Source organism: Pseudorhodoferax sp. Leaf265 (assembly GCF_001422365.1).
Lineage (GTDB): Bacteria > Pseudomonadota > Gammaproteobacteria > Burkholderiales > Burkholderiaceae_C > Pseudorhodoferax.
On record NZ_LMMT01000017.1, the window covers coordinates 47,583 to 67,921 of the forward strand.

Consider the following 20,339-nt stretch of genomic DNA (forward strand, 5'->3'; position numbering starts at 1 on the left):
CTCCGTGGTGTGCGTGGTCGGCCCGGCGGGCCATTTCAGCGCCAGGTTAGTGGACGCGTACACCGGCACGGCGGCTGCGGGGCGTCACCGCCGCGGGCCGTCAGCGGCCATGCCGTGCGCAGGTGGCAGGCCCAGACGGATCGGGCCACCCAGCGCCGTCGCGTCCACCGGCACACCGCCGCGCGTCACGTGCAGCCGCCCCGCTTGCACCAGCTGCTGTGCCACCCCACGCACCTGCGGCATCAGGCCGCGCCAGCGCGCGCCCTCCGGCTCCAGCGTGCGCGCCACCTCGGACGGGCACACCGTGGCACCGGGCCTGCGGGCGGCCAGCAGATCGAAGATGCAGCGCTCGACCGCGGCGTCCGTCATGGCCCGCCCGCCAAGGCCTGCAGGCGCAGCGCATCGGACGCCGCAGCGCCCGATGCCGTGTTGTCGAAGATGCACCAGCGCTCGGCGCCGGCCGGCCAGTGCGCCAGTTCGGCCGCACGGGCCTGCAGCCAGTCGTCGCCATAGGCCGACCAGTAGGTGTGCGGCGATCCGTGCCAGCGGTGGTACAGCACGGCGCCCGCGCCGTCACCCGCCGGCCCCAGCCAGCCGCCGGGCACGGCAGCCGCTGGCCAGCGCGCCGGATCGGCCGCGACACGGCCAACGCGCCAACGCACCAGCGCGCGGTCGGCCGTGGCCTCGAACCAGCTCGCGTGGCGCGGCTCGCAGACCACCGCGCCGTCGAACAGGCGCGCCAGCAGGCGGAAGAACGTGCCCACAGGCCGGGCCTCGAAGGCCAGCGAGGGCGGCAGCTGGACCAGCAGCACGCCCAGCCGGTCGCCCAGGCCTGCCACCTCGGCGAGGAAGCGTTCCAGCGGCGCCCGCGCGGCACGCAGCCGCCCTTCGTGCGTGATGGCGCGCGGCAGCTTCACGGCGAAGCGAAAGCCCGGCGGCGTCTGCGCGGCCCAGCGCGCATAGACCTCGGGCCGGTGGCTGCGGTAGAACGAAGTGTTGATCTCCGCGCAGCCGAGCACCCGGGCGTAGCGCGCCAGGTGGCTGCCTTCGCCGGCGAAGCGCTCGGCCACCGCGCGCGGAACACTCCAGCCCGCCGTGCCGATGCGCAGCGTCTGCGGGTTCATGGGAAGCGCCGGCTCACGAAGCACGAGCCCTGCAGCCCGAAGCGCCACGGCATCTCCTGCGCCTTGGAGATGCCGATGCGCGGGCCGACGATCACCTCCACCGGCTGCGGCGCGGACCGCAGTGCGAAGGGCGCCCGGTCCAGCGGCAGGCCGTCGTGCGCGCGCGTGATGCCCAGCGCCTGCCCCACACGGCCAGGGCCGGCGCACAGCAGCAAGTCGGCGACCGGTCCGCGGCGCGCACGCATGCGCTCCTGGCCGTGCGTGGGTTCGATCGCGCGGACCAGCACCCCGGCGCCATGGCCGGCCTCGCGGCAGACCAGGTTGAGGCACCAGTGGATGCCGTAGGAGCGGTACACGTAGGCATGGCCGGGCGGGCCGAACATGCTGGCGTTGCGCGGATCGGGTCCGCGGTGGCTGTGCGAGGCCGGATCCTCGGCGTCGTAGGCCTCGGTCTCCACGATGCGGCCGCCGACACCGTCGACGAGCAGCACCGCGCCGATCAGGGCGCGGGCGAGGTCGACGGACGAGCCCTGGAAATCGAGCGCGGCAGCGGCTGGCATGGCCGCATGCTAAGCACGGTCCAACGGCGCGCGCGTCAGCCACCGCCGTGCACGCGCGTCGCCGCGCGTGCTGCGCGTTGGTGCCCTACTCGGCCTTGATGTTGTTGTCCTTGACCACCTTGGCCCAGCGCACGGTCTCCACCTGCATCCACTCGGCCATCTGCTGGCGGCTCATGTCCGAAGGCTCGGAACCGAGCTCGGCCAGGCGCTTGGCCACGTCGGGCCGCGCCACGATCTGCTGGACCGTGGCCTGCAGCTTGTCCAGCACCGCGGGCGGCGTGCCGGCCGGCGCCAGCAGGCCCTGCCAGGAGCCGGTCACGAAGTCCGGAATCTGCGAGGCCACCGTGGGCACGCCCGGCGTGGCCGCGAAGGGCTTGGCGCTCGTCACCGCGATGGCCTTGATCTTGCCGCCCTGCACCAGCGGGTTGGTCGCCAGCACGCTGGCCATGGCGCTGTCGATCTGCCCGCCGGCCAGGTCCGCCAGCGCCTGGGCGCCGCCCTTGTAGCCGATCACGTTGAACTCGAAGCCCTTGTTCTGCGCCAGCAGGATGCCGGCCAGCTGGCTGATGGACGCCAGCGGCGTGCCGAAGCTGATCGGCTTGCCCGACTTCTTGGCGTAGGCGGCCAGCTCGTCGATGTTCTTGACCGGCAGGTCCTGGCGCACCACCAGCAGGTGCGGCGAATAGGCCGGCATGGTGACGGGCGTCAGCTCCTTGAGCGGGTTGTAGTTGAGCTGGGCCACGCTGGGGCCGATGGTGGCGTTGCTCATGTCCATCAGCAGCAGCGTGTAGCCGTCGGGCGCGGACTTGGCCACGAAGGACGCGCCGATGTGGCCGTTGCCGCCGGCCTTGTTCTCCACGATGACGGGCTGCTTGAGCGTCTCGCCGAGTTCCTTGGCGAGCAGGCGGCCCAGCACGTCCGAGGTGCCGCCCGCGGGGTTGGGCACGATGATGCGGATCATCTTGTTCGGATAGTCCTGCGCGTGGCCGGGCCATGCGGCGCAGGCCAGCAGGGCCGTGGCGGCGATGCCGAGTGCGCGGCGGGAAAGGGTGAGGGTCTTGGATGCCATGCTTGTCTCCGGTGGTGGGTGTGGTGTCTCAGGTGGCGGGGTGGATCACGTTGCGCAGCGGCTGCCCTTGTTCCAGCCGCGCGATGTTGTCGGCCATGAAGCCGTAGCGCCGCGCCAGCAGCGCCGGCGTGATGGCCGAGATGTGCGGCGTCGCGCGCACGTTGGGCAGCGCCTGGATCGGGTGGCGCGAGGGCGCGACGGGCGGCTGGCCCTTCTTGGGGTACTGGTACCAGACATCAAGTGCGGCGCGCCCCAGACGCTGGGTCTTCAAGGCCTCGTACAGCGCTGTTTCATCGACGACCTCGGCGCGCGCCACGTTGACGAGCAGCGCGCCGGCCGGCAGCAGCGCCAACTGCTGTGCGCCGACCAGGCCGCGCGTGCCCTCGTCCAGGGGGCAGGCCAGCACCAGCACGTCGGCGCGCGGCAGCACGCCGTCGAGCGCGGCGACGGCCACGCTTTCGTCCGCAAGGTCGTGCGGCCGGCCGCTGCGCGTGACGGCGAGCACCTGCATGCCGAAGGCGCGCGCGCGGCGCGCGATCTCCTGGCCGATGTGGCCGAAGCCGACGATGACCACGGTCCGCCCCGCCGCCTCGCCATGCTGCGGCCGTGCGGCGTAGACCTCGGCAAAGGCCTCGGCATCGAGCCGCGCCGGGTACTGCCAGAGCTGCAGGCAGTGCTCCAGGATGGCGTGCAGCGTGAACTCGGCAATCGGCACCTCGTGGCCGTGCACGTTGCAGACCGTGGTGCCGGCCGGCAGCGCGGGCAGCGCGACCTGCTCGGCGCCGGCGCCCGGCACATGCACGAGGCGGCAACGCAGGCGCACGGCGGCGTCGGCATCGATGGCGTTGGCGATGACCACGTCGGCCGCGATCTCGCCCTGGGCGGGGAAGGCATCGAGCGCCTGCACCGCGTGCGCGGCGCCCAGCAGCGCGCGCAGGCGCGGCGCGTTGGGGGCATGGAGTCCGACGATCTTGATCAGCATGGGTGTCTCGTATGAAGGCTCAGCGGCTCTCGCGCACGATGAGGCCGGCCTGTTGCTTGAAGGCGTCCTGCAGCCGCGTGCCCAGGCCGGCCGCGGCCGGCGGCTGGGCCAGGCCATCCTCGATCACGGGCAGGCCGGTCACGATGTCGCGGTACCAGGTGGCCAGCGTGGCGCGCACCACCTCCTGGTAGATGGCGGTGGGCGCGTGCAGCGCCATGTGCAGGCCGGCCATCAGCGTCACGGGGCCGGTGCAGTCGTGCGGCGCGAGCGGCCGGTTGTAGGCCTGGGCCAGCGCCGCGATCTTGCGGCCTTCGGTGATGCCGCCGCACCAAGAGAGGTCCAGCATGACCACGTCGAGCGCGTCGCCGGCCAGCAGGTCGCGGAAGGGCCGCAGGCCGCCCAGCGTCTCGCTGCCGCAGATCGGCACGCGCGTGCGCCGGCGCAGGTCGGCCAGGCCCGCCACGTCGTCCATCTTGCCCAGCGGATCCTCGACCCAGAACACGTCGTACTCCTCCAGCGCCTGGCAGATGCGCAGCGCCGCGTGACCGCCGAACAGGCTGTGCAGCTCGCACATGACCTCGATCTGGTTGCCCACGGCCTCGCGGATCTGGCGGAAGGGCCGCAGGCCCTTCTCGAGGTCCGCCAGCGTGATCAGGTTGCCGCCGCTGGAAGGCACGTAGATGTCGAAGGGCCAGATCTTCATGGCCTTGTAGCCCTCGGCGAGCAGGCTCTTGGCCAGCGCCCCGGCATCGCGCATGAACGCGACCTGGTCGTCGTAGGGGCCGGCGGCCTCGTCGCCTGCGCCAATGTCGCGGCGCTTGCCCGTGGTGTTGTAGGCGTAGCCCGCGCAGGTGTTGTAGACCGGCACGCTGGCACGCGCACCGCCGCCCAGGGCCTGGTACACGGGCACGCCCTGGCGCTGGCCGGCCAGGTCCCACAGCGCGATGTCGACCGCGCTGGCCGCGCGCACTTCGGTGCCCGAGCTGTTGTAGCCCACGTAGGGCGTGAGCAGGTGGCGCGAGATGCCTTCGATGTGGCGCGCGTCGCGGCCCAGCAGGAAGGGTGCGAGCTCTTCGTGCAGGCAGGTTTCGACGGTGGCGGCGCCGCGGAAGGTCTCGCCCAGGCCGACGAGGCCGTCGCTGGTCTCCAGTTCCAGCCAGATCAGGCTGGGGCGTTCGGGCAGGCGGTAGGTGCGCAGGGCACGGATGGTGGTCATGGGGTTCCGTCAGCGGTGATCGTGCGGCTGTCGACGGACGTCTGCCAGCGTGTGGATTCCTTGGCCTGCAAGGACGTGGCGTCGGCCGGCGTGTTGTTCCGCGGATGCGCATCGTCGGTGCGCGCGACACGACATGTCAATTTGAGCCGCGAGTTGTCAGACAAGTTGCTATAGTGCGCTGACAACTCCTGCGCAAGCCCCGCCGTGCCTGCCCCCCTGCTGACCGACACCGTCTACAACCACGTGCTGGCGCTGATCCGCCACGACAAGCTGGCCGCTGGCGACCGGCTGCCCGGAGAGCATGCGCTGGCCGAGCGCTTCGGCGTGTCGCGGCCCGTGGTGCGCCAGGCTCTGGCCCGCTTGCGTGCCGAGGGCCGAGTGACGGCCGCGCACGGCGCGGGCCACTTCGTTGGCGAGGAGCCCGCGCTCAAGAGCATCGACTACGGGCCGATCCAGGGCATCCCCGACGTGCGCAGCTTTCTGGAGTTCCGCTGCATTCTCGAAGGCGAGAGCGCTGCGCTTGCGGCGCAAAGTCGCGACGCACGGCGGCGCGCGGCCGTCACGGCGCGGCGCAAGGCCATGGAGGCCGCCACGCAGCGCGGCGAGCCCGGCATCGAAGAGGACATTGCCTTCCACGCCGCCATCGCCAGGGCCAGCGAGAACCGCTACCTGGTCATGACCATCGCCGCACTCATGGCGCACACGCGCGTGGCAATCCGCCTCGTGCGTGAGCTGTCGCCGCAGCCCATGATCCACCGCTGGCGCGACGTGCGCGCCGAGCACCTGCGCATCGACGAAGCCATTGCGGCGCGCGATGCAGTGGCCGCGCGCGAAGCCATGACGCAGCACCTGCGCAGCGGCATCGCGCGGCTGTTCCCGCGGCAGGGCTGAAGGCGCACGCCTGGCTCAGCCAGCGCGGCAGCAGCGGCTCACGGCGCCCCGATGCCGTCCGGATCGGGATCAGATGCCAAGGGTCCGGACGTGCGCCAGTCCCGCGCCTGCGCAGCCCTGGCCCGGTGGGCCGGCTCTGCCGGGCGGGCCGGCGCGGCCCCGGCCCAGCGGCGCAGGCCATCGCGGCCGGACGCGGCGCGGAACAGCAAGGCCCCGGCCAGCATGGCGTGCAGCACGGCACCCAGCCGGCTCTGCGCACGCAGGGCGCACAGTGCGAACGCCCCGGCGCCGAGCAGCGTGGCCGCATGTTCCTGCGGTGCGCTGTCGCGCGCATCGTCGTAGTCGATGATGTCGCGCACCTGCTGCTTCAGGCCCGATGCCTGGCCGGTGCGGTGGTCGAGTTGGTCGAAGGTGTCGTGCATGGTTGATCTCCAAGGTCGCGACCACTGTGAACGGAACAGGGACCCGCCGCGCGCTGCCATGCGGCCGTTGCCTTGTCGGAGAAGACGCCGTCGCCGCCTGCGTGCCAGGCTGGGACCTCCGAACGCAGGTCTGGCCGCGTCGGACGGCAGGCCTGCCCGCGCCGGATGCCGTCCCACGTCCACATGTGGCAACGCCTTCGCGCGACGGCACCGGCGCATCGGCACGCTTGCAGCATGCACCCCACCAACACATCCGCCCTGGCAGAGCCGGCCCATGCAGCGACGCCCACCGCCCTGCCGCGCCAGGCCTATCCCTGTTCCGACGACCGCTACCCCGCCAGCATCGGCCACGCACTGGCGCCTGCGCGCGCCAGCTCGTACCGGGCCGTGTACGAGGAACTCGTACACCCCGCCACCGACCGGCTGGCGGCGCAGCGCCGTTCGCTGGCGCTGCTGCGCGATGCGCTCGATGCCGTGGCGAGCCAGCCGGACGACCTGCCGGACTCGCCCGAGGGACTGGTCGGCTGGATGACGGCCTCGGCGAAAAAGGCCACCGATGCCTACCAGGACTATCTGGCGCAGCGCCGCGCCGGTGCGCCGCGCCGCTTTTTCTCCAACCGCACGCACGCGCTGTACTTCCTGCAAGCTGTGGCGCCGACCAAGCTGGTCGACGGCTCCTGGCTGTTCGGCTGCACGCGCCATGCGCGCGACCCGCGCATGGCCGGCCTGGCGCAGACCTACCTCGAGGAACTCGGCAACGGCGATGCCAGCAAGAACCATGTGCTGCTGTACCGCGAGCTGCTGCGCGCCCATGGGCTGAACGAGGGCACGCACCTCAGTGACGAGCATTTCGAGCAGGGCGCCATCCAGCTGGCGCTGGGCCACACGACCGAGCAGATGCTGCCCGAGGTGATCGGCTTCAACCTGGGCTACGAGCAGCTGCCGCTGCACCTGTTGATCACCGCGTACGAGCTCAATGAACTGGGCCTGGACCCGTACTACTTCACGCTGCACGTGACCGTGGACAACGCCGACAGCGGGCACGCGCGCAAGGCCATCGACGCGGTGGCGCTCAACGCCGCGCGCTTCGCGGACGCCGGCCGCTACTGGGAGCGCGTGCGCCGCGGCTACCGGCTCAACGACCTGGGCCTGGGGACGAACAGCGTGATCGCCGGCTTCGACCTCGATGCCGAGGTGCTGCGCATCTTCATCGCCAAGAGCGCCGCGGGAGCTGGCGCGCACTCGGACTACTGCCGCATCGAGGGCCGCACCGTGAACGCCTGGCTCAGCGAGCCTGCGCGCGTCGGGGAATTCCTGCAGGCCCTGGTGCGCAAAGGCTGGATCGTGCCGGGCGCGGAACCCGCACATAGCCGCTTCTGGCAGCTGCTGGTGGGCGAACGCGCCGAGATGTTCGGCGTGTTCAGCGACTACGAGCTGCAGGCATTGTTCGACTGGATCCGCGGCCCCGCTGCAGCGGACGGCCGCCGCTACGACGCGCCCGCACAGGGCACGGCGCGCACGCCGAGCTTCCGGGCCGCGCAGCGCCTGCGCGCCAGCCTCGGCACCGAGGGGCCACCCGCACAGGGCGCGGAGCCGCATCTGCTGGCACCTGGCGCGCACTGGACGCCGCAAGGCCTGGACGCCACGCGCGCGCTGGTCGCCAGCCTGCGCGGCTGAGGCCTGCCACGGCGCGCGTGGGGGTGGGCTGCCGCTCTACCATCGCGCCATGCGCACCTTGCACGACGACGACTCCAACCACCTGCGCCGCGCCTTCGTGGCGGCACGCACCGCACGCGCCGCCGGCGACATGCCCTTCGGCGCCGTGCTGGCCCGCGACGGCCAGGCCGTATGGACAGCACGCAACCGCCAGCACACGGCCGGCGACCCCAGCGCCCATGCCGAACTCGTGCTGTTGCGCGAGGCCTGCGCGGCCCTGGGCCCGGACGCGCTGCGCGGCGCCACGGTCTACGCCAGTGGCGAGCCCTGCGCCATGTGCGCAGGCGCCATGTTCTGGGCCGGCGTGGCCCGCATCGTGTTCGGCGCACCGCTGGACGAGATGGAAGCGCGCCTGGGCGGCCCGCTGCTGGGCCTGGGCTGCGCGGACACGCTGGCCGCCGCGCAGCCGGCTGTCACGGTCGAAGGGCCGCTGCTGCTGGACGAAGCGCTGGCCGTGCTCGCGTAGTTCAGCCGCCCTGCACCACCGCGTCGCGGAAGTCGGCGCAGACCGGCGACAGATAGCCCGCCGCGCGCCAGAACACGCCGAGCTCGCGCCGCCACAGCAGCGCATCGCCGGGCAGCGCCATCAGGCCGTGGCCTTCGGGCTGCTGCAGCAGTTGCGCGGGCATCACGCCCAGCAGATCGGACTGGCGCAGCAGTTCAGCGAAGGCCGAGGGTGAGGCCGTGCTCTCCACGGCCACGCGCGGTGGCGGCAGGCCGGCCTCGGTGAAGCGCTCGTCCAGCCAGTGGCGCAGGTAGAGCGAGCTGGCCGGCAGCGCCCAGCGCTCGGCCGTGAGGTCGGCCAGCGCGCGCAGCTGCGCGCGGCGCGGGTGGCGGCTGCGCAGGGCCACGCGCAAGTCCAGCGGGCCGAGCGGGCGCCAGTCCAGATCCCGCGGCACGCGGTCGGGGCGCGCGGCCAGCACCAGGTCGACCTCGGCGCGCTGCAGCAGCTCCAGCAGCCGCGCACTGAGCTGCGTCTCGATGCTGAACTGGGCCAGCGGCCGCTGCGCGACGAAGCGCGCCAGCAGCGGCGACAGCAGCGTGGACATCAGGTGCGGCAGCACGCCCACGCGCACGGCGCCCGCGCGGGCCTGGCGCTGCTCGGCCAGGTCGCCGCGCAGGTCGCCCATGGCCAGCAGCACGCGCTGCGCATGCGCCTTGAGCGACAGGCCTGCGGGCGTCGGCACCACGCCATGGCCGCTGCGCTCGACGAGCCGCAGGCCGGATCCGGCTTCCAGCCGCGCCAGCGTCTTGGACAGCGCCGACTGCGTGACGCCCAGGGCGTCCGCCGCACGGTGCAGGTTGCCGTGCTCGGCCAGTTGCAGGAACGCCTGCAGGTCTTCGAGCCGCATGTCTCCTCCGCGCGGTGGGTGCTGCCGGCGATTCCCGGCGGGCATCGGAATCGGCCCGGCAGGAATTGAGCGGGACCGGGCGGCGATCCTAAACTGCCCCGCAAGCCGGCGGCCCGGGCACGGACCGACCGACAGACACCAAGGAGACAAGCCATGCCCAACATCCACCGGCGCCTTCTGGGCGCTGCCCTGCTGCTCGCGACAACCCTGCCGATCCCGCAATGGGCCCACGCGTCCGACAACGCGCCCTACCCCAGCAAGCCGCTGACCATCGTCGTGCCCTCGGTGGCCGGCAACGTCAACGACGCCGTGGCCCGCCTGCTGGGCCAGGAACTCACCAAGGCCTGGGGCCAGCCCGTCATCGTCGACAACAAGCCCGGCGCCGGCACCACCACGGGCACCAAGTTCGTGGCCCAGGCGCCCAAGGACGGCTACACGGCGCTCCTGACCTTCACGGCCCATGTGCAGAACCCACCGCTGTTCCCCAACATCGGCTACGACCCGGTGAAGGACTTCACGGCCGTCAGCGAGGTGGCGGCCTCGTCCACCATCCTCGCGGTCTCGCCGGACTTCCCGGCGCGCACGCTGCCCGAACTCGTCAAGCTCGTGCAGGCCAACCCGGGCAAGTACCCGTACGGCTCCTACGGCATGGGCACGACGGGCCACATCCTGGGCGAGCTGTTCAAGCGCGAGGCCGGGCTGGACATGGTGCACGTGCCCTACAAGGGCGGCGCGCCGCTGGCCACGGACCTCGCGGCCGGCCACGTCAAGATCGGCCTGATCGCCGTGGGCACGGCCAAGCCGCTGCTGCAGAGCGGCAAGCTGGTGCCCGTGGCCATGGCCGGGGCGCAGCGCTCGGCCCTGCTGCCCGAGGTGCCGACCTTCCTGGAGAACGGCTACAAGGGCTTCGAGCCGGACGCCTGGATGGGCCTGCTGATGCCCGCCGGCGTGCCGCCGGAACGCGCCGCGGCGCTGTCCAGGGAGGTGGCGCGCATCGTGCGGCTGCCCGAGATCGACAGGCGCATGCGCGAGCTGAACCTGGTGCCCATCGGCAACACGCCGCAGGAGTTCGACGCCGTGCTGCGCGGCGACCTCGACAAATGGTCGCGCTTCGTGCGCGAGCTCAACATCAAGATCGAATGACCTCGTCGACCTACACCGGATTGCTCTGCACCCGCTTCGGCCACTGGAGCGAACTCGCGCTGAAACAGCTGCCGCACCAGCCGCTGGCCCCGGGCCAGGTGCGGCTGCGCGTGCGCCATGCCGGCGTGGGCTTCGCCGTGAGCCTGTTCGTGGCCGGCACCTACCAGCGCAAACCACCCCTGCCCTTCACGCCCGGAACCGAAGCCGCGGGCGAGGTGCTGGAGGTGGCACCGGACGTGACGCAGCTGCAACCCGGCCAGCGCGTGATGGCCGCCCTGGACTGGGGCGCGTTCGCCGAGGAGGCCGTGATCGCGGCCGACACGGTCTACCCGCTACCCGATGCCGTGCCGCTGGCCAAGGCCGCGGCGCTGCCCATCACCTACGGCACGACATGGGCCGCACTGCAGTGGCGCGCCGCGCTGCAAGCCGGCGAGACGCTGCTCGTGCACGGCGCCGCCGGCGCGCTGGGCATGGCGGCCGTGCACATCGGTCGGCTCATGGGCGCGCAGGTCATCGCCACGGCCAGCACGCCCGAGAAGCGCGCCGCCGCGCTGGCGCTGGGCGCGCACCACGCGCTGGCCGGCGATGCCGAGACCTTGGCGGCCGCCGTCAAGGCGGTCTGCCCGCGCGGCGCCGACGTGGTGTTCGACCCCGTGGGCGGCGCGCTGTTCGACGCCTCGCTGCGCTGCACCGCGCCCGAGGCGCGCATCCTGAGCATCGGCTACGCGAGCGGCACCATCCCGAGCGCACCGGCCAATCTGCTCTTGGTCAAGAACCTCAGCGTGATCGGCTTCAACTACGGCTACTACATCGGCTGGGGCCTGACCGACGAGCGCCGCCGCTATGCGCCCAAGGTACAGGCGCTGGTCGCCAAGCTGCTCGCCAACGTGGCCGAAGGGCGCATGGCGCTGCCGCAGACCCAGCATTTCCCGCTGGCCGACTGGCATGCGGCGCTGGACACCACGCTGTCGCGCCGCGCCATCGGCAAAGTCATCATCGATCTATGACCGCAGAAGACCTCCCGCTGCACGGCCTGACCGTGCTCGACCTCTCCCAGGGCATCGCCGGCCCGCACTGCGGCCTGCTGCTGCGCCAGCAGGGCGCGCGCGTGATCAAGGTCGAGCCGCCGCAGGGCGACTGGAGCCGGCAGATGGGCCGCGCGCGCGCCGGCCACACGGCCATCTCCATCGCCTACAACCTGGGCAAGGAAAGCGTGGTGCTGGACACGCGCACCGAGCCTGGCCGCACCGCGCTGCGCCAGCTCGCCGCGCAGGCCGACGTGGTGGTGCAGAACTACCGCCCCGGCGTGGTCGAGCGCATGGGCGTGGGCTACGCCGAACTCGCGGCGCAACGGCCGGGCTTGGTCTACGTGTCGATCTCGGGCCACGGCGCGACCGGCCCCGACGCCCAGCTGCCGGCGCTGGACACCACCATGCAGGCCGCCACGGGCCTCATGCACCTGAACCGCGACGCCACGGGCGCGCCGCGCCGCATCGGCCTGTTCCTGGTGGACATCGCGACCGGCCTGCAGGCCGCGCAGAACGCCATGGCCGCACTGGTGCGCGCGGCGCGCACGGGCCAGGGCCGGCATGTGCAGGTCTCGATGCTGGAGACCGCCGCCGCACTGCAGAGCTACCTGGTGCTGGACGCTGCGATGTTCCCAGAGGCGGAAGCGGCCGCCTTCAACGTGCCCACCGGCCTGTTCCGTGCCAGCGACGGCCACCTCTACGTGAGCATGCTGGACGACGCCATGTTCCGCCGCCTGGCCGAGGCGCTGGAGCGCCACGACTGGCTGGCCGACCCGGACCTGGCCACGAGCGCGGGCCGCATCCCGCGCGCGGCCGAGCTCAACGGCGTGCTGGCCAGCCAGATCGCCACGCAGACGGTGGCCGACTGGGAAGCGCTGCTGCGCCGCCATGACGTGCTGCACGCACGCGCCGCGCGCCCGCAGGACCTGCCGTACAGCGCGCAGGCGCGCCATGCGGGCGTGTTCGCGCCGCTCGAGGTGCCGGGCCTGGGCCGGCTGGACTGGCCCAACATGCCGGGCCAGGCCGGGCGCGCACCCCAAGGCGCGGCACCGCTGCTGGGCCAGCACACGCACGCGGTGCTGGCGGAGTTCGGCATCGCGGTTTGATGCCGGCCGGGGCGGCCCGGTGCCGAACCGGAGCCGTGCGGCGCTCGGGGCGAGAATCCGGCCCGCGCGCGCCGCGTTCGGCGGCGCACACCGTCCACCGCCCCAACCAAGCCCTCAGATGCCGAACCTTCGCCCACCTTGGGCGCTCCTCCTTGCCACAGCCGCGCTCGGGTCGAGCGGCTGCGGCAACGAGGCCGGCGGCGTGGCGCAGCTGAGCCAGGAACGCGGCTGCATGCGCTGCCACGGCATGGTGACGAAGTTCGTCGGGCCCGGCTTCCAGCAGGTGGCCGACCGCTACCGCGGCGATGCCACGGCCACGGCACGCCTCAGCGCGAAGATCATGCAGGGCAGCGTCGGCACCTGGGGCAATGTCATCATGCCGCGCCAACCGCAGGTCAGCGCCGCCGAGGCCAGCGCGCTGGCCGGCTGGGTGCTGGCCCTGCCGCCCGCGCACTGAGCGCGGCCGGGACCACCGGCGCGTCGGCCACCTACAGCGCCCCGAGTTCCTCGCGCACCAGCCGCACGATCAGGCGGTCCAGCGTCTGGACCGAGTAGTTGCGCACATCGTGCACGGTCTCGCGGCCCGGGCCGCTGGCGGGCCGCTCCGCGTCCGCATAGGTCAGGAACACGAAGCGGCCACCGGTGTACTGCGCGATCTGGCGCTGGATGTACTCGCCCTGCTTGTCCAGCCCGCTGGCGCCCACGCTGAAGACCTTGATGCCCTTGCCCAGCGCCGCCTGCAGGTCCTGGTCGTATTGCAGACCGCCGTCGTCCAGGTGCGGCGGTGCGTCGGCCAGCAACAGCACCATGCGCGTGGCGCCGTCGCCGCGCCAGGCCAGGCGGTGCACGGTCTCGTGCAAGGCCTCGTTCATGGCCTCGGGGTAGTCGCCGCCGCCGTCGGCCTGCAGGCGGTCCAGCACGCGCTGGAATGCGCCCAGGTCGTTCGTGAAGTCGTGGCTGCGCAGCACGAAGGCGTCGCCCTGGTCGCGGTAGGCCACCAGCGCGAAGCACAGGTCGGGCCGGCTCGGCAGGCCCGCCACCTCGTCGGCGATGCTGCGCAGGCTGGCCTTGAGCTTGCCGATCTCGTCGCCCATGGAGCCTGTGGCGTCGACGAGGAAGACCAGGTCCAGCCGTGCACGCTCCTGTGGCGCGCCCGCGTCCAGCCGCAGCTCCAGCGCGCTCTTGCGGCCACGCTGCAGGTAGCCGCGGCTCTCCACACCGTGGCGGCGGGCCGTCACCTCGTAGACGCGGGACTGCCGGTCGTCGAAGGCGTCGGGGTGCAGCCAGACCTTGCCGGCGCTGTCGGTGCGGGCCCAGGCCGCCTGGCCCTGCGGCGAGCGCACCAGCACCTCGGCATCGGCCACCGCGCGGCCCTGGCCGTCGCGCACCTGCAGCAGGTAGCGCTCGCGGATGTCCAGGGCGCGGTGCGCGACCGGGGTGCGGGCGCGGAAGGCCAGGTACTCGGCGAAGTCGGCGTTGTCGTCGACCACGCCGGCCGTCACCGGACCCGGGTCGCGCTGGCGCTGCAGCGCCGCCACCTCCGCGCCGCCAGCGCCCTGCGGCGGCGCGGCTTCCGCACGGTCGGCCATGGCGGACTCGGCGGCGGCGGCCGGTGCGGTCTTGGACAAGGCCGCCGCCAGCCGCGGCCGCGACAGTGCCTTGGACGAGGCCATCTCCTGTCCATCGCCACGGCCCAGTACCTCGCGCATCTGCGGCGGCCGGGCGCAATGGGCGGCGCTCGGCGCGCGGAAGTTCGGGCGCACCTGCAGCGGAGCGAAGTCGGGCGGCTGGGCCGGCCCCGCGCCCCCCGCCACCGGCTGCCCCGCCGGTTGCGGCCAGAGATCGCGGCCCGGGACCTGGGCGGCGCAGGCCGAGAGCATGAGCTGGGCGCACAGCAGCGCCGCCACGGGGCGATGAAGGCGCTGCAGGCGAGGGACGAAGGCTTGGGGCATCGGTGGCTCCGGTGGTTGCGATGCCCTGTGTACGGCCCGGCAGCGGCCGCGGGGTTGCGATCCACACCCCACGCTAACCCCATGCGCGCGGCTGCGCCGTAGAAGGTGGTGTGAGAATCCATCGATGCTTCAGCGCAGCCACCACGACCTGCCAGACGAGGTGCTGATGCAGGCCTATGCGGGCGGCGACAGCGCCGCCTTCGACCAGCTCTACGCACGCCACGAGGCCGCCTTGCTGCGCTTCGTGCGCCGCCTGCTCGGCACGCGGCTCGCCGCGCAGGCCGACGAGGTGTTCCAGGACACCTGGATGCGCATCATCGGGGCCCGCGCCAGCTTCGACGCCGACCGCGCCGGCTGGCGCACCTGGGCCTTCACCATCGCCCACAACCTGGCCATGGACCGGCTGCGCACGAGCGGCCGCGAGCAGAGCCTGGAGGAAGCCTCCACCGAAGGCGACGACCCCATGGAATGGCTGCAGGAGGCGCTGGACCTGGCCCATCCGCCGGCCGACGACCTGGCCCACTGGCGCGCCGCCGGCCGCCAGCTGCTGCACTGCCTGGACGCGCTGCCGGACGCCCAGCGCGCCGCCTTTCTGCTGCACCACGAAGACGGCGCCAGCGTGGAAGACCTGGCAGAACGCCTGGGCCTGGGGTTCGAGACCGCCAAGAGCCGGCTGCGCTACGCCCTCGCCAAGCTGCGGGGCTGCATGCAGCACTACCTGGCGCCCAGCGGAGCCGCCCGGTGAACGCCCCCCGTCCCACCCATCTGCGCGATGCGCGCCTGCGCCACGCGCTGGCGCACGCGCCCGATGCGCAGGCCGCGCCGGCCGAGGCCACGCGCGCGGCCATCCTGCGCCATGCCCACGCGGCGGTGGCCGCACCGGCGCCCGTCGCACCCCGACCCTGGTGGACACGGGTCGCAAGGGCACTGGCCGGCCCCCGCCGGCCCTGGAACGCGGGCTTCGCCACGGTGCTGGTGGCCTGCGTGGTGGCGGGCCTGTGGTGGGAACGCGATGTGCCCGGCCCCGCGCCGGATGTGCAGAGCCCGGCACCGGCCGTGCCGGCGCCCGTCACGCGGGAAGCTCCCGAGCGCAAGGAAAACACGGCGCCAGCCGAGCAGACAGCCGCCGGCGCGGTGCCGCAGGCACACGAGAAGGCGCAGCCAGCCCCGCGCGCGGCACGGCCGCAGCCGGCGCCCGCCCTGCCGCAGGCCGAGCCCGCCGCGCCACCGGCGCCATCCGTGTCGGTGCCGCCGCCGGCCGAGGCCACGCTGCGCGCGCGGGCGCCGTCGCCCCGCGCCGAGGCCGACGACGCGCAGTCCGCGTCGGCTCCGCCTGCGGGGCAAGGCCCTGCGGGCATCGCCGCCTCCAGGGCCAGCCGCGCGCTCGCCGCCGGCCCGTCGCGCCCCACCGCCGCGCCGCCCCTGGCCAGGCCCGCGCCTGCCGCAGCCCTGGATGCCTTCGGCTGGACCGCGCTGCAACAGCAGCCCGCCCCTGCGCGTGCGCGCGGCAGCCTGCCTGCGGACGTGCTCCAGGCCATCGACGGCCTGCTGCGCACGGGTGCCACGGCCGTGCCGGCCGACGATCCAGTGCTGGCGCGCATCACGCTGCTGCACGAGGGCGGTGCCGCGCTGGGCCAGCTCGAACTGGGTGCCTACAGCATGCGCTGGGCGCCGGCCGGCGACCGGCTCCCACGCGCCTTTGCCGCGCGCGTCGAACCGGCCACCTCGCAGCGGATCCGGGACGCGCTGGCGCCATGACAGGCCGCGCCGCGCGGCCTTGTGCTCAGGGGTGCAGGATGGTGCGGCCGCGGATGCGGCCGGCGCGCAGGTCGTCCAGGGCCTGCGAGGCCTGCGCCAGCGGCTGGGCCGTGAGCGGCATGGCCGGCAGGCGGCCGGCGCGCGCGATGGCCAGCAGCTCCTGCATCTCGGCCAGGCTGCCGACGTAGGAGCCGACCACGCTGACCGCCTTCATCGTGACCATGGCCGGCACGATGCGCGTGGCACCGCCGAACAGGCCCACGCAGACCAGCTTGCCGCCCTTGCGCAGCGCGCCCAGGCCGAAGTCGAACGAGGCCGGTGCGCCGACGAAATCCACCGCGGCCGCGACGCCGCCGCCCGTGGCCTTGAGCAGCGCCTTGAGCGCGCCGTCTGCGCTCGGGTCGATCAGCTCGCCTGCGCCCGCCTCGCGCGCCACGTCCCACTTGCTGCGGTCGAGCTCGACCACGATGGGCGGGCGCTGGAACAGCTCGCGCGCGAGCCGGATGCCCGACAGGCCGACGCCACCGGCGCCGATGACCATGACCGCGTCATCGGCCCCCGGCGCATCGATCTTCTTCAAGGCGCCGTAGGCCGTGAGGCCGGAGCAGGCCAGCGTGGCGGCCTGGTCCTCGGGCAGCGGGTCGTAGTCGAGCAGCACGCGCGGGTGCGGCACCATGACATGGTCGGCGAAGCCGCCGTCGCGGTGCACGCCCAGGGCCTGCGGCGCATTGCACAGCTGCTCGTCGCCGGTGGTGCACAGCGTGCAGCGGCCGCAGCCGATCCACGGGTAGACCACGCGCCGGTCGCCGACGGCCACGCCGCGGGCCTCGGGGCCCACGGCCACCACGGTGCCGGCGATCTCGTGGCCCAGCGTGCGCGGCGGCTGCATGGCGCGCGCCATGTCCAGGCGGTTGCCGCCGCCGAGGTCGAAATAGCCGTCCTGCAGGTGCACGTCGCTGTGGCACACGCCGCAGCTGCCGACGCGCAGCAGCACCTCGCTGCCCTGGGGCTGCGGCGTCTCGCGGATGACCTGGGCCAGCGGCTTGCCGAAGGTGTCGATCTGGTAGCTCAGCATGGCATCGATCCTCCCGGCCTCAGGCCGCCGCCTTCGGTGCGAAACCCAACATGGCCTTGATCTCCAGGAACTCGCCGAAGGCATGGTCGCCCCACTCGCGGCCGTTGCCCGACTGCTTGAAGCCGCCGAACGGCGCCGACAGGTCGATCGCCGCGCTGTTGATGTTGACCTGGCCGGCGCGCAGGCGCGAGGCCACGTCGCGCGTGGTCTCGGGGTCGGTACCCGACACGTAGGCCGCCAGGCCGTAGGGCGTGTCGTTGCCGATCTCCACGGCCTCGTCCACCGTGTCGTAGCCCAGGATGGTCAGCACGGGGCCGAAGATCTCCTCGCGCGCCACCGTCATCCGGTTGTTCACGCCGCCCAGCACCGTGGGCTTGACGTAGTAGCCCACCTCCAGGCCGGCCGGCTTGCCGGGGCCGCCCGCAACCACCGTCGCGCCTTCGGCGATGCCTTGGTGGATCAGCGTCTGGATCTTGTCCCACTGCGTGGCGGAGATCACCGGGCCCAGCTGCGCGCCGCTGTCGGGCGCGCCCACCGTGGTGGCCTCGGCCACCTGCTTGGCAATGGCCAGCGCCTCGGCCATGCGCGCGTTGGGCACCAGCATGCGCGTGGGCGCATTGCAGGACTGGCCGGAGTTGTTCATGACACCGCGCACGCCGGCCTTGATGGCCTGCTTGAAGTCCGCGTCGGGCAGGATCACGTTGGGCGACTTTTCGCCCAGCTCCTGGTGCACGCGCTTGACCGTGGGCGCCGCGTTGCGGGCCACCTCGACACCGGCACGCGTGGAGCCCGTGAACGAGACCATGTCCACCTCGGGGTGCGAGGACAGCGCTGCGCCCACGGTGGGCCCGTCGCCGTTGACGAGGTTGAACACCCCGGCCGGCACACCGGCCGCGTCCATGACCTCGGTCCAGATCTGACCCGAGAACGGCGCGATTTCCGAGGGTTTGAGCACCATGGTGCAGCCGACGGCCAGCGCGGGCGCGACCTTGCAGGCGATCTGGTTGACGGGCCAGTTCCAGGGCGTGATGAAGCCGCACACGCCGATGGGCTCCTTGACCAGCAGCGTGCTGCCGCGCTGCTCCCTGAAGGCGTAGCCCTTGAGCACCGCCAGCGCAATGCTCAGATGCGCCAGGCCCATGGCGGCCTGGGCGTCGCGCGCGAGCGCCACGGGCGCGCCCATCTCCTCGGTGATGGCGGCGGCGATGTCGGCGTAGCGCTTCTTGTACTCGGCAATCACACGTTCCAGCAGCGCGACGCGCTCATCGACACTGGTGCGCGAATAGCTCGCGAAAGCCTTGCGCGCGGCCTGCACGGCACGCTCGACATCGGCTGCGCTGCCCATCGAGATGCGGCCCGCCGGGCGCTCTGTGGCCGGGTCGATCACGTCGATGCTCTTGGGCGTGGCGGGGTCGACCCACTGGCCGCCGATGTAGAACTTGAGGTAGTCGCGCATGTCCCCTGCTCCTGGTGGTTGGTGTTGAGAATCCCTTGCGTTCAAGAGAGTACAACGGCCGCCCGCCACCCGGGCCCACACGCAGTCCCGGTGGCGACTGCCACCGGCGCATCCGAGCTCAGCTGCTGAACAGGAAGTTCATCACGTCGCCGTCCTTGACGACGTAGTCCTTGCCTTCGGCGCGCATCTTGCCCGCATCCTTGGCGCCCTGCTCGCCCTTGAAGGCGATGTAGTCGTCGAACGCAATGGTCTGGGCGCGGATGTAGCCCTTCTCGAAGTCGCCGTGGATCACGCCAGCGGCCTGCGGGCCGGTGTCGCCGATGTGGATGGTCCAGGCGCGCACCTCCTTCACGCCGGCCGTGAAGTAGGTCTGCAGGCCCAGCAGCTTGTAGGCGGCGCGGATCAGGCGGTTCAGGCCTGGCTCCTCCTGGCCGATCTCGGCCAGGAACATCTTCTTGTCCTCGTCGTCCATCTCGGACAGCTCGGCCTCGATCTTGGCGCAGATGGCGACCACGGGCGCGCCCTGCTTGTTCGCGTACTCGGTCAGGCGGTCCAGGAAGGGGTTGTTCTCGAAGCCGTCCTCGGCCACGTTGGCCACGAACATGGCGGGCTTGGCCGTGATCAGGCTGAAGGTCTTGACCAGCGGGCGCTCTTCCTTGCTGAAGTCCAGCGCACGCACGGGCGTGTTCTCGTTCAGCGCGGCCTGGCAGCGCTCCAGCAGGGCCACCAGCTTCTGCGCGTCCTTGTCGCCCGAACGGGCGACCTTGGTGTGGCGGTGCAGCGCCTTCTCGACCGTGGCCAGGTCGGCCAGGCACAGCTCGGTCTGGATCACCTCGATGTCGGAGATCGGGTCGACCCGGCCGGCCACGTGGATCACGTTCGGGTCTTCGAAGCAGCGCACCACGTTGACGGTGGCATCGGTCTCGCGGATGTGCGCCAGGAACTTGTTGCCCAGGCCTTCGCCCGTGCTGGCACCGGCCACCAGGCCCGCGATGTCCACGAACTCGACGATGGCGGGCACGATGCGCTCGGGCTTCACGATCTCTGCGAGCTGCGCCAGGCGCGGATCGGGCACCTCGACCACGCCGGTGTTGGGCTCGATCGTGCAGAACGGGTAGTTCTCAGCCGCGATGCCGGCCTTGGTCAGCGCGTTGAAGAGGGTGGACTTGCCGACGTTGGGCAGGCCCACGATGCCGCATTGGAGGCTCATGGCAGGGCTTTCGAGGGGATTCGGGAGAACCCGCGATTTTAGGCGGTCAGCAGCAACGGCCCTTGCCTGCGCCGTAGCGCGCCTCCAGGCGCTCCTTGAAGAACTCCTCGTAGCTCATGGGCGCGCGGTCCGGGTGGGTCGCGGCCATGTGCGACAGGTAGGTGTCGTAGTCCGGCAACCCGACCATGAGCCGCAGCGACTGGCCCACGGCGCGGGCCGAGCGCGCGAGGTAGCGCCCGGCCTGCGGCAGCGTCTCCTGCAGGGTCATGGGTGCCCCCT

The 20,339-nt window shown here is 72.6% G+C and carries 22 protein-coding genes; 9 read left to right on the forward strand and 13 right to left on the reverse strand.

The genetic code is table 11. The features are described 5' to 3' along the window. Positions 1-84: 84 nt before the first annotated feature. The 6 genes from ASF45_RS16815 to ASF45_RS16840 all read right to left on the reverse strand — a co-directional run bounded on the left by ASF45_RS16815 (position 85) and on the right by ASF45_RS16840 (position 4,951). Positions 85-369 carry a DUF3253 domain-containing protein gene (locus tag ASF45_RS16815; RefSeq protein WP_056664904.1) on the reverse strand — a complete coding sequence of 95 codons (285 nt, stop codon included), beginning with the start codon at positions 367-369 and terminating at the stop codon, positions 85-87. Next, entirely contained in the window at positions 366-1,124 is a 759-nt protein-coding gene (locus ASF45_RS16820; RefSeq protein ID WP_056664907.1) for a DUF72 domain-containing protein, read from the reverse strand. Before ASF45_RS16820 ends, ASF45_RS16815 begins: the two co-directional genes overlap by 4 nt. Then, entirely contained in the window at positions 1,121-1,684 is a 564-nt protein-coding gene (locus ASF45_RS16825; RefSeq protein ID WP_056664910.1) for a DNA-3-methyladenine glycosylase, read from the reverse strand. The genes ASF45_RS16820 and ASF45_RS16825 overlap by 4 nt, the downstream gene beginning before the upstream one ends. Positions 1,685-1,769: 85 nt before the next feature. Continuing rightward, a complete protein-coding gene (locus ASF45_RS16830) occupies positions 1,770-2,753 on the reverse strand; it encodes a tripartite tricarboxylate transporter substrate binding protein (RefSeq protein WP_056664913.1) in 984 nt (327 codons plus the stop codon). 28 nt (positions 2,754-2,781) lie between these two features. Then, positions 2,782-3,735 (reverse strand): 2-hydroxyacid dehydrogenase, encoded by a 954-nt coding sequence (locus ASF45_RS16835; RefSeq protein WP_056664916.1) that lies wholly within the window; start codon positions 3,733-3,735, stop codon positions 2,782-2,784. Between the two features lie 19 nt (positions 3,736-3,754). After that, positions 3,755-4,951 (reverse strand): mandelate racemase/muconate lactonizing enzyme family protein, encoded by a 1,197-nt coding sequence (locus ASF45_RS16840; RefSeq protein WP_056664919.1) that lies wholly within the window; start codon positions 4,949-4,951, stop codon positions 3,755-3,757. A gap of 204 nt (positions 4,952-5,155) precedes the next feature. Between ASF45_RS16840 and ASF45_RS16845 the strand changes: the two genes are divergently transcribed. Then, a complete protein-coding gene (locus ASF45_RS16845) occupies positions 5,156-5,842 on the forward strand; it encodes a FadR/GntR family transcriptional regulator (protein ID WP_056664923.1) in 687 nt (228 codons plus the stop codon). Positions 5,843-5,880: 38 nt separating this feature from the next. Here ASF45_RS16845 and ASF45_RS16850 read toward each other — a convergent pair whose 3' ends face one another. Further along, positions 5,881-6,264 carry a hypothetical protein gene (locus tag ASF45_RS16850; RefSeq protein ID WP_056664927.1) on the reverse strand — a complete coding sequence of 128 codons (384 nt, stop codon included), beginning with the start codon at positions 6,262-6,264 and terminating at the stop codon, positions 5,881-5,883. Positions 6,265-6,498: 234 nt separating this feature from the next. Between ASF45_RS16850 and ASF45_RS16855 the strand changes: the two genes are divergently transcribed. Both ASF45_RS16855 and ASF45_RS16860 read left to right on the forward strand, forming a co-directional pair. Next, complete coding sequence (locus tag ASF45_RS16855) at positions 6,499-7,941, forward strand: iron-containing redox enzyme family protein (RefSeq protein ID WP_056664930.1); 1,443 nt, start codon at positions 6,499-6,501, stop codon at positions 7,939-7,941. 49 nt (positions 7,942-7,990) lie between these two features. Further along, positions 7,991-8,446, forward strand: coding sequence for a nucleoside deaminase (locus tag ASF45_RS16860; RefSeq protein WP_056664933.1), 456 nt, complete (start codon positions 7,991-7,993; stop codon positions 8,444-8,446). Position 8,447: 1 nt separating this feature from the next. Here ASF45_RS16860 and ASF45_RS16865 read toward each other — a convergent pair whose 3' ends face one another. Continuing rightward, positions 8,448-9,332, reverse strand: a complete 885-nt coding sequence (locus tag ASF45_RS16865) for a LysR family transcriptional regulator (protein WP_056664935.1) — start codon at positions 9,330-9,332, stop codon at positions 8,448-8,450. A gap of 153 nt (positions 9,333-9,485) precedes the next feature. Here ASF45_RS16865 and ASF45_RS16870 point away from each other — a divergent pair, with 153 nt between their 5' ends. The 4 genes from ASF45_RS16870 to ASF45_RS16885 all read left to right on the forward strand — a co-directional run bounded on the left by ASF45_RS16870 (position 9,486) and on the right by ASF45_RS16885 (position 13,066). Continuing rightward, complete coding sequence (locus tag ASF45_RS16870) at positions 9,486-10,475, forward strand: tripartite tricarboxylate transporter substrate binding protein (protein ID WP_056664938.1); 990 nt, start codon at positions 9,486-9,488, stop codon at positions 10,473-10,475. Next, positions 10,472-11,482 (forward strand): NADPH:quinone oxidoreductase family protein, encoded by a 1,011-nt coding sequence (locus tag ASF45_RS16875; protein ID WP_056664941.1) that lies wholly within the window; start codon positions 10,472-10,474, stop codon positions 11,480-11,482. The genes ASF45_RS16870 and ASF45_RS16875 overlap by 4 nt, the downstream gene beginning before the upstream one ends. Further along, on the forward strand, positions 11,479-12,609 hold the full coding sequence (locus ASF45_RS16880) for a CaiB/BaiF CoA-transferase family protein (RefSeq protein WP_056664944.1): 1,131 nt from the start codon (positions 11,479-11,481) through the stop codon (positions 12,607-12,609). The genes ASF45_RS16875 and ASF45_RS16880 overlap by 4 nt, the downstream gene beginning before the upstream one ends. Before the next feature lie 118 nt (positions 12,610-12,727). Then, on the forward strand, positions 12,728-13,066 hold the full coding sequence (locus ASF45_RS16885; RefSeq protein WP_235580942.1) for a c-type cytochrome: 339 nt from the start codon (positions 12,728-12,730) through the stop codon (positions 13,064-13,066). Between the two features lie 31 nt (positions 13,067-13,097). On the opposite strand, the gene ASF45_RS16890 is transcribed toward ASF45_RS16885, so the two are convergent. Beyond that, entirely contained in the window at positions 13,098-14,561 is a 1,464-nt protein-coding gene (locus ASF45_RS16890; RefSeq protein WP_082551074.1) for a VWA domain-containing protein, read from the reverse strand. A 124-nt stretch (positions 14,562-14,685) separates the two neighbouring features. Here ASF45_RS16890 and ASF45_RS16895 point away from each other — a divergent pair, with 124 nt between their 5' ends. Together ASF45_RS16895 and ASF45_RS16900 are read left to right on the forward strand one after the other, a co-directional pair. Further along, the gene (locus ASF45_RS16895) at positions 14,686-15,306 is read left to right on the forward strand and encodes a sigma-70 family RNA polymerase sigma factor (RefSeq protein ID WP_056664954.1); all 621 of its coding nucleotides are present in this window, start codon (positions 14,686-14,688) and stop codon (positions 15,304-15,306) included. Then, positions 15,303-16,319 (forward strand): hypothetical protein, encoded by a 1,017-nt coding sequence (locus ASF45_RS16900; RefSeq protein ID WP_056664957.1) that lies wholly within the window; start codon positions 15,303-15,305, stop codon positions 16,317-16,319. Before ASF45_RS16895 ends, ASF45_RS16900 begins: the two co-directional genes overlap by 4 nt. A 25-nt stretch (positions 16,320-16,344) precedes the next feature. On the opposite strand, the gene ASF45_RS16905 is transcribed toward ASF45_RS16900, so the two are convergent. From ASF45_RS16905 to ASF45_RS16920, 4 genes are all read right to left on the reverse strand, one after another. Continuing rightward, on the reverse strand, positions 16,345-17,394 hold the full coding sequence (locus ASF45_RS16905; RefSeq protein WP_056664960.1) for an alcohol dehydrogenase: 1,050 nt from the start codon (positions 17,392-17,394) through the stop codon (positions 16,345-16,347). A 19-nt stretch (positions 17,395-17,413) separates the two neighbouring features. Beyond that, the gene (locus tag ASF45_RS16910) at positions 17,414-18,850 is read right to left on the reverse strand and encodes an aldehyde dehydrogenase family protein (RefSeq protein ID WP_056664963.1); all 1,437 of its coding nucleotides are present in this window, start codon (positions 18,848-18,850) and stop codon (positions 17,414-17,416) included. A gap of 118 nt (positions 18,851-18,968) precedes the next feature. Beyond that, a complete protein-coding gene (ychF, locus tag ASF45_RS16915; RefSeq protein WP_056664966.1) occupies positions 18,969-20,060 on the reverse strand; it encodes a redox-regulated ATPase YchF in 1,092 nt (363 codons plus the stop codon). A gap of 46 nt (positions 20,061-20,106) precedes the next feature. Beyond that, positions 20,107-20,328 (reverse strand): YbdD/YjiX family protein, encoded by a 222-nt coding sequence (locus ASF45_RS16920; RefSeq protein ID WP_056664969.1) that lies wholly within the window; start codon positions 20,326-20,328, stop codon positions 20,107-20,109. Positions 20,329-20,339 lie beyond the last annotated feature (11 nt).

Bases quoted from the DNA above. Each gene is read 5' to 3' on its own strand.
- ASF45_RS16815 (WP_056664904.1), bottom strand. From the start codon at position 369: ATGACGGACGCCGCGGTCGAGCGCTGCATCTTCGATCTGCTGGCCGCC.
- ASF45_RS16820 (WP_056664907.1), bottom strand. From the start codon at position 1,124: ATGAACCCGCAGACGCTGCGCATCGGCACGGCGGGCTGGAGTGTTCCG.
- ASF45_RS16825 (WP_056664910.1), bottom strand. From the start codon at position 1,684: ATGCCAGCCGCTGCCGCGCTCGATTTCCAGGGCTCGTCCGTCGACCTC.
- ASF45_RS16830 (WP_056664913.1), bottom strand. From the start codon at position 2,753: ATGGCATCCAAGACCCTCACCCTTTCCCGCCGCGCACTCGGCATCGCC.
- ASF45_RS16835 (WP_056664916.1), bottom strand. From the start codon at position 3,735: ATGCTGATCAAGATCGTCGGACTCCATGCCCCCAACGCGCCGCGCCTG.
- ASF45_RS16840 (WP_056664919.1), bottom strand. From the start codon at position 4,951: ATGACCACCATCCGTGCCCTGCGCACCTACCGCCTGCCCGAACGCCCC.
- ASF45_RS16850 (WP_056664927.1), bottom strand. From the start codon at position 6,264: ATGCACGACACCTTCGACCAACTCGACCACCGCACCGGCCAGGCATCG.
- ASF45_RS16855 (WP_056664930.1), top strand. From the start codon at position 6,499: ATGCACCCCACCAACACATCCGCCCTGGCAGAGCCGGCCCATGCAGCG.
- ASF45_RS16860 (WP_056664933.1), top strand. From the start codon at position 7,991: ATGCGCACCTTGCACGACGACGACTCCAACCACCTGCGCCGCGCCTTC.
- ASF45_RS16865 (WP_056664935.1), bottom strand. From the start codon at position 9,332: ATGCGGCTCGAAGACCTGCAGGCGTTCCTGCAACTGGCCGAGCACGGC.
- ASF45_RS16870 (WP_056664938.1), top strand. From the start codon at position 9,486: ATGCCCAACATCCACCGGCGCCTTCTGGGCGCTGCCCTGCTGCTCGCG.
- ASF45_RS16875 (WP_056664941.1), top strand. From the start codon at position 10,472: ATGACCTCGTCGACCTACACCGGATTGCTCTGCACCCGCTTCGGCCAC.
- ASF45_RS16880 (WP_056664944.1), top strand. From the start codon at position 11,479: ATGACCGCAGAAGACCTCCCGCTGCACGGCCTGACCGTGCTCGACCTC.
- ASF45_RS16885 (WP_235580942.1), top strand. From the start codon at position 12,728: ATGCCGAACCTTCGCCCACCTTGGGCGCTCCTCCTTGCCACAGCCGCG.
- ASF45_RS16890 (WP_082551074.1), bottom strand. From the start codon at position 14,561: ATGCCCCAAGCCTTCGTCCCTCGCCTGCAGCGCCTTCATCGCCCCGTG.
- ASF45_RS16895 (WP_056664954.1), top strand. From the start codon at position 14,686: ATGCTTCAGCGCAGCCACCACGACCTGCCAGACGAGGTGCTGATGCAG.
- ASF45_RS16905 (WP_056664960.1), bottom strand. From the start codon at position 17,394: ATGCTGAGCTACCAGATCGACACCTTCGGCAAGCCGCTGGCCCAGGTC.
- ASF45_RS16910 (WP_056664963.1), bottom strand. From the start codon at position 18,850: ATGCGCGACTACCTCAAGTTCTACATCGGCGGCCAGTGGGTCGACCCC.
- ychF (WP_056664966.1), bottom strand. From the start codon at position 20,060: ATGAGCCTCCAATGCGGCATCGTGGGCCTGCCCAACGTCGGCAAGTCC.
- ASF45_RS16920 (WP_056664969.1), bottom strand. From the start codon at position 20,328: ATGACCCTGCAGGAGACGCTGCCGCAGGCCGGGCGCTACCTCGCGCGC.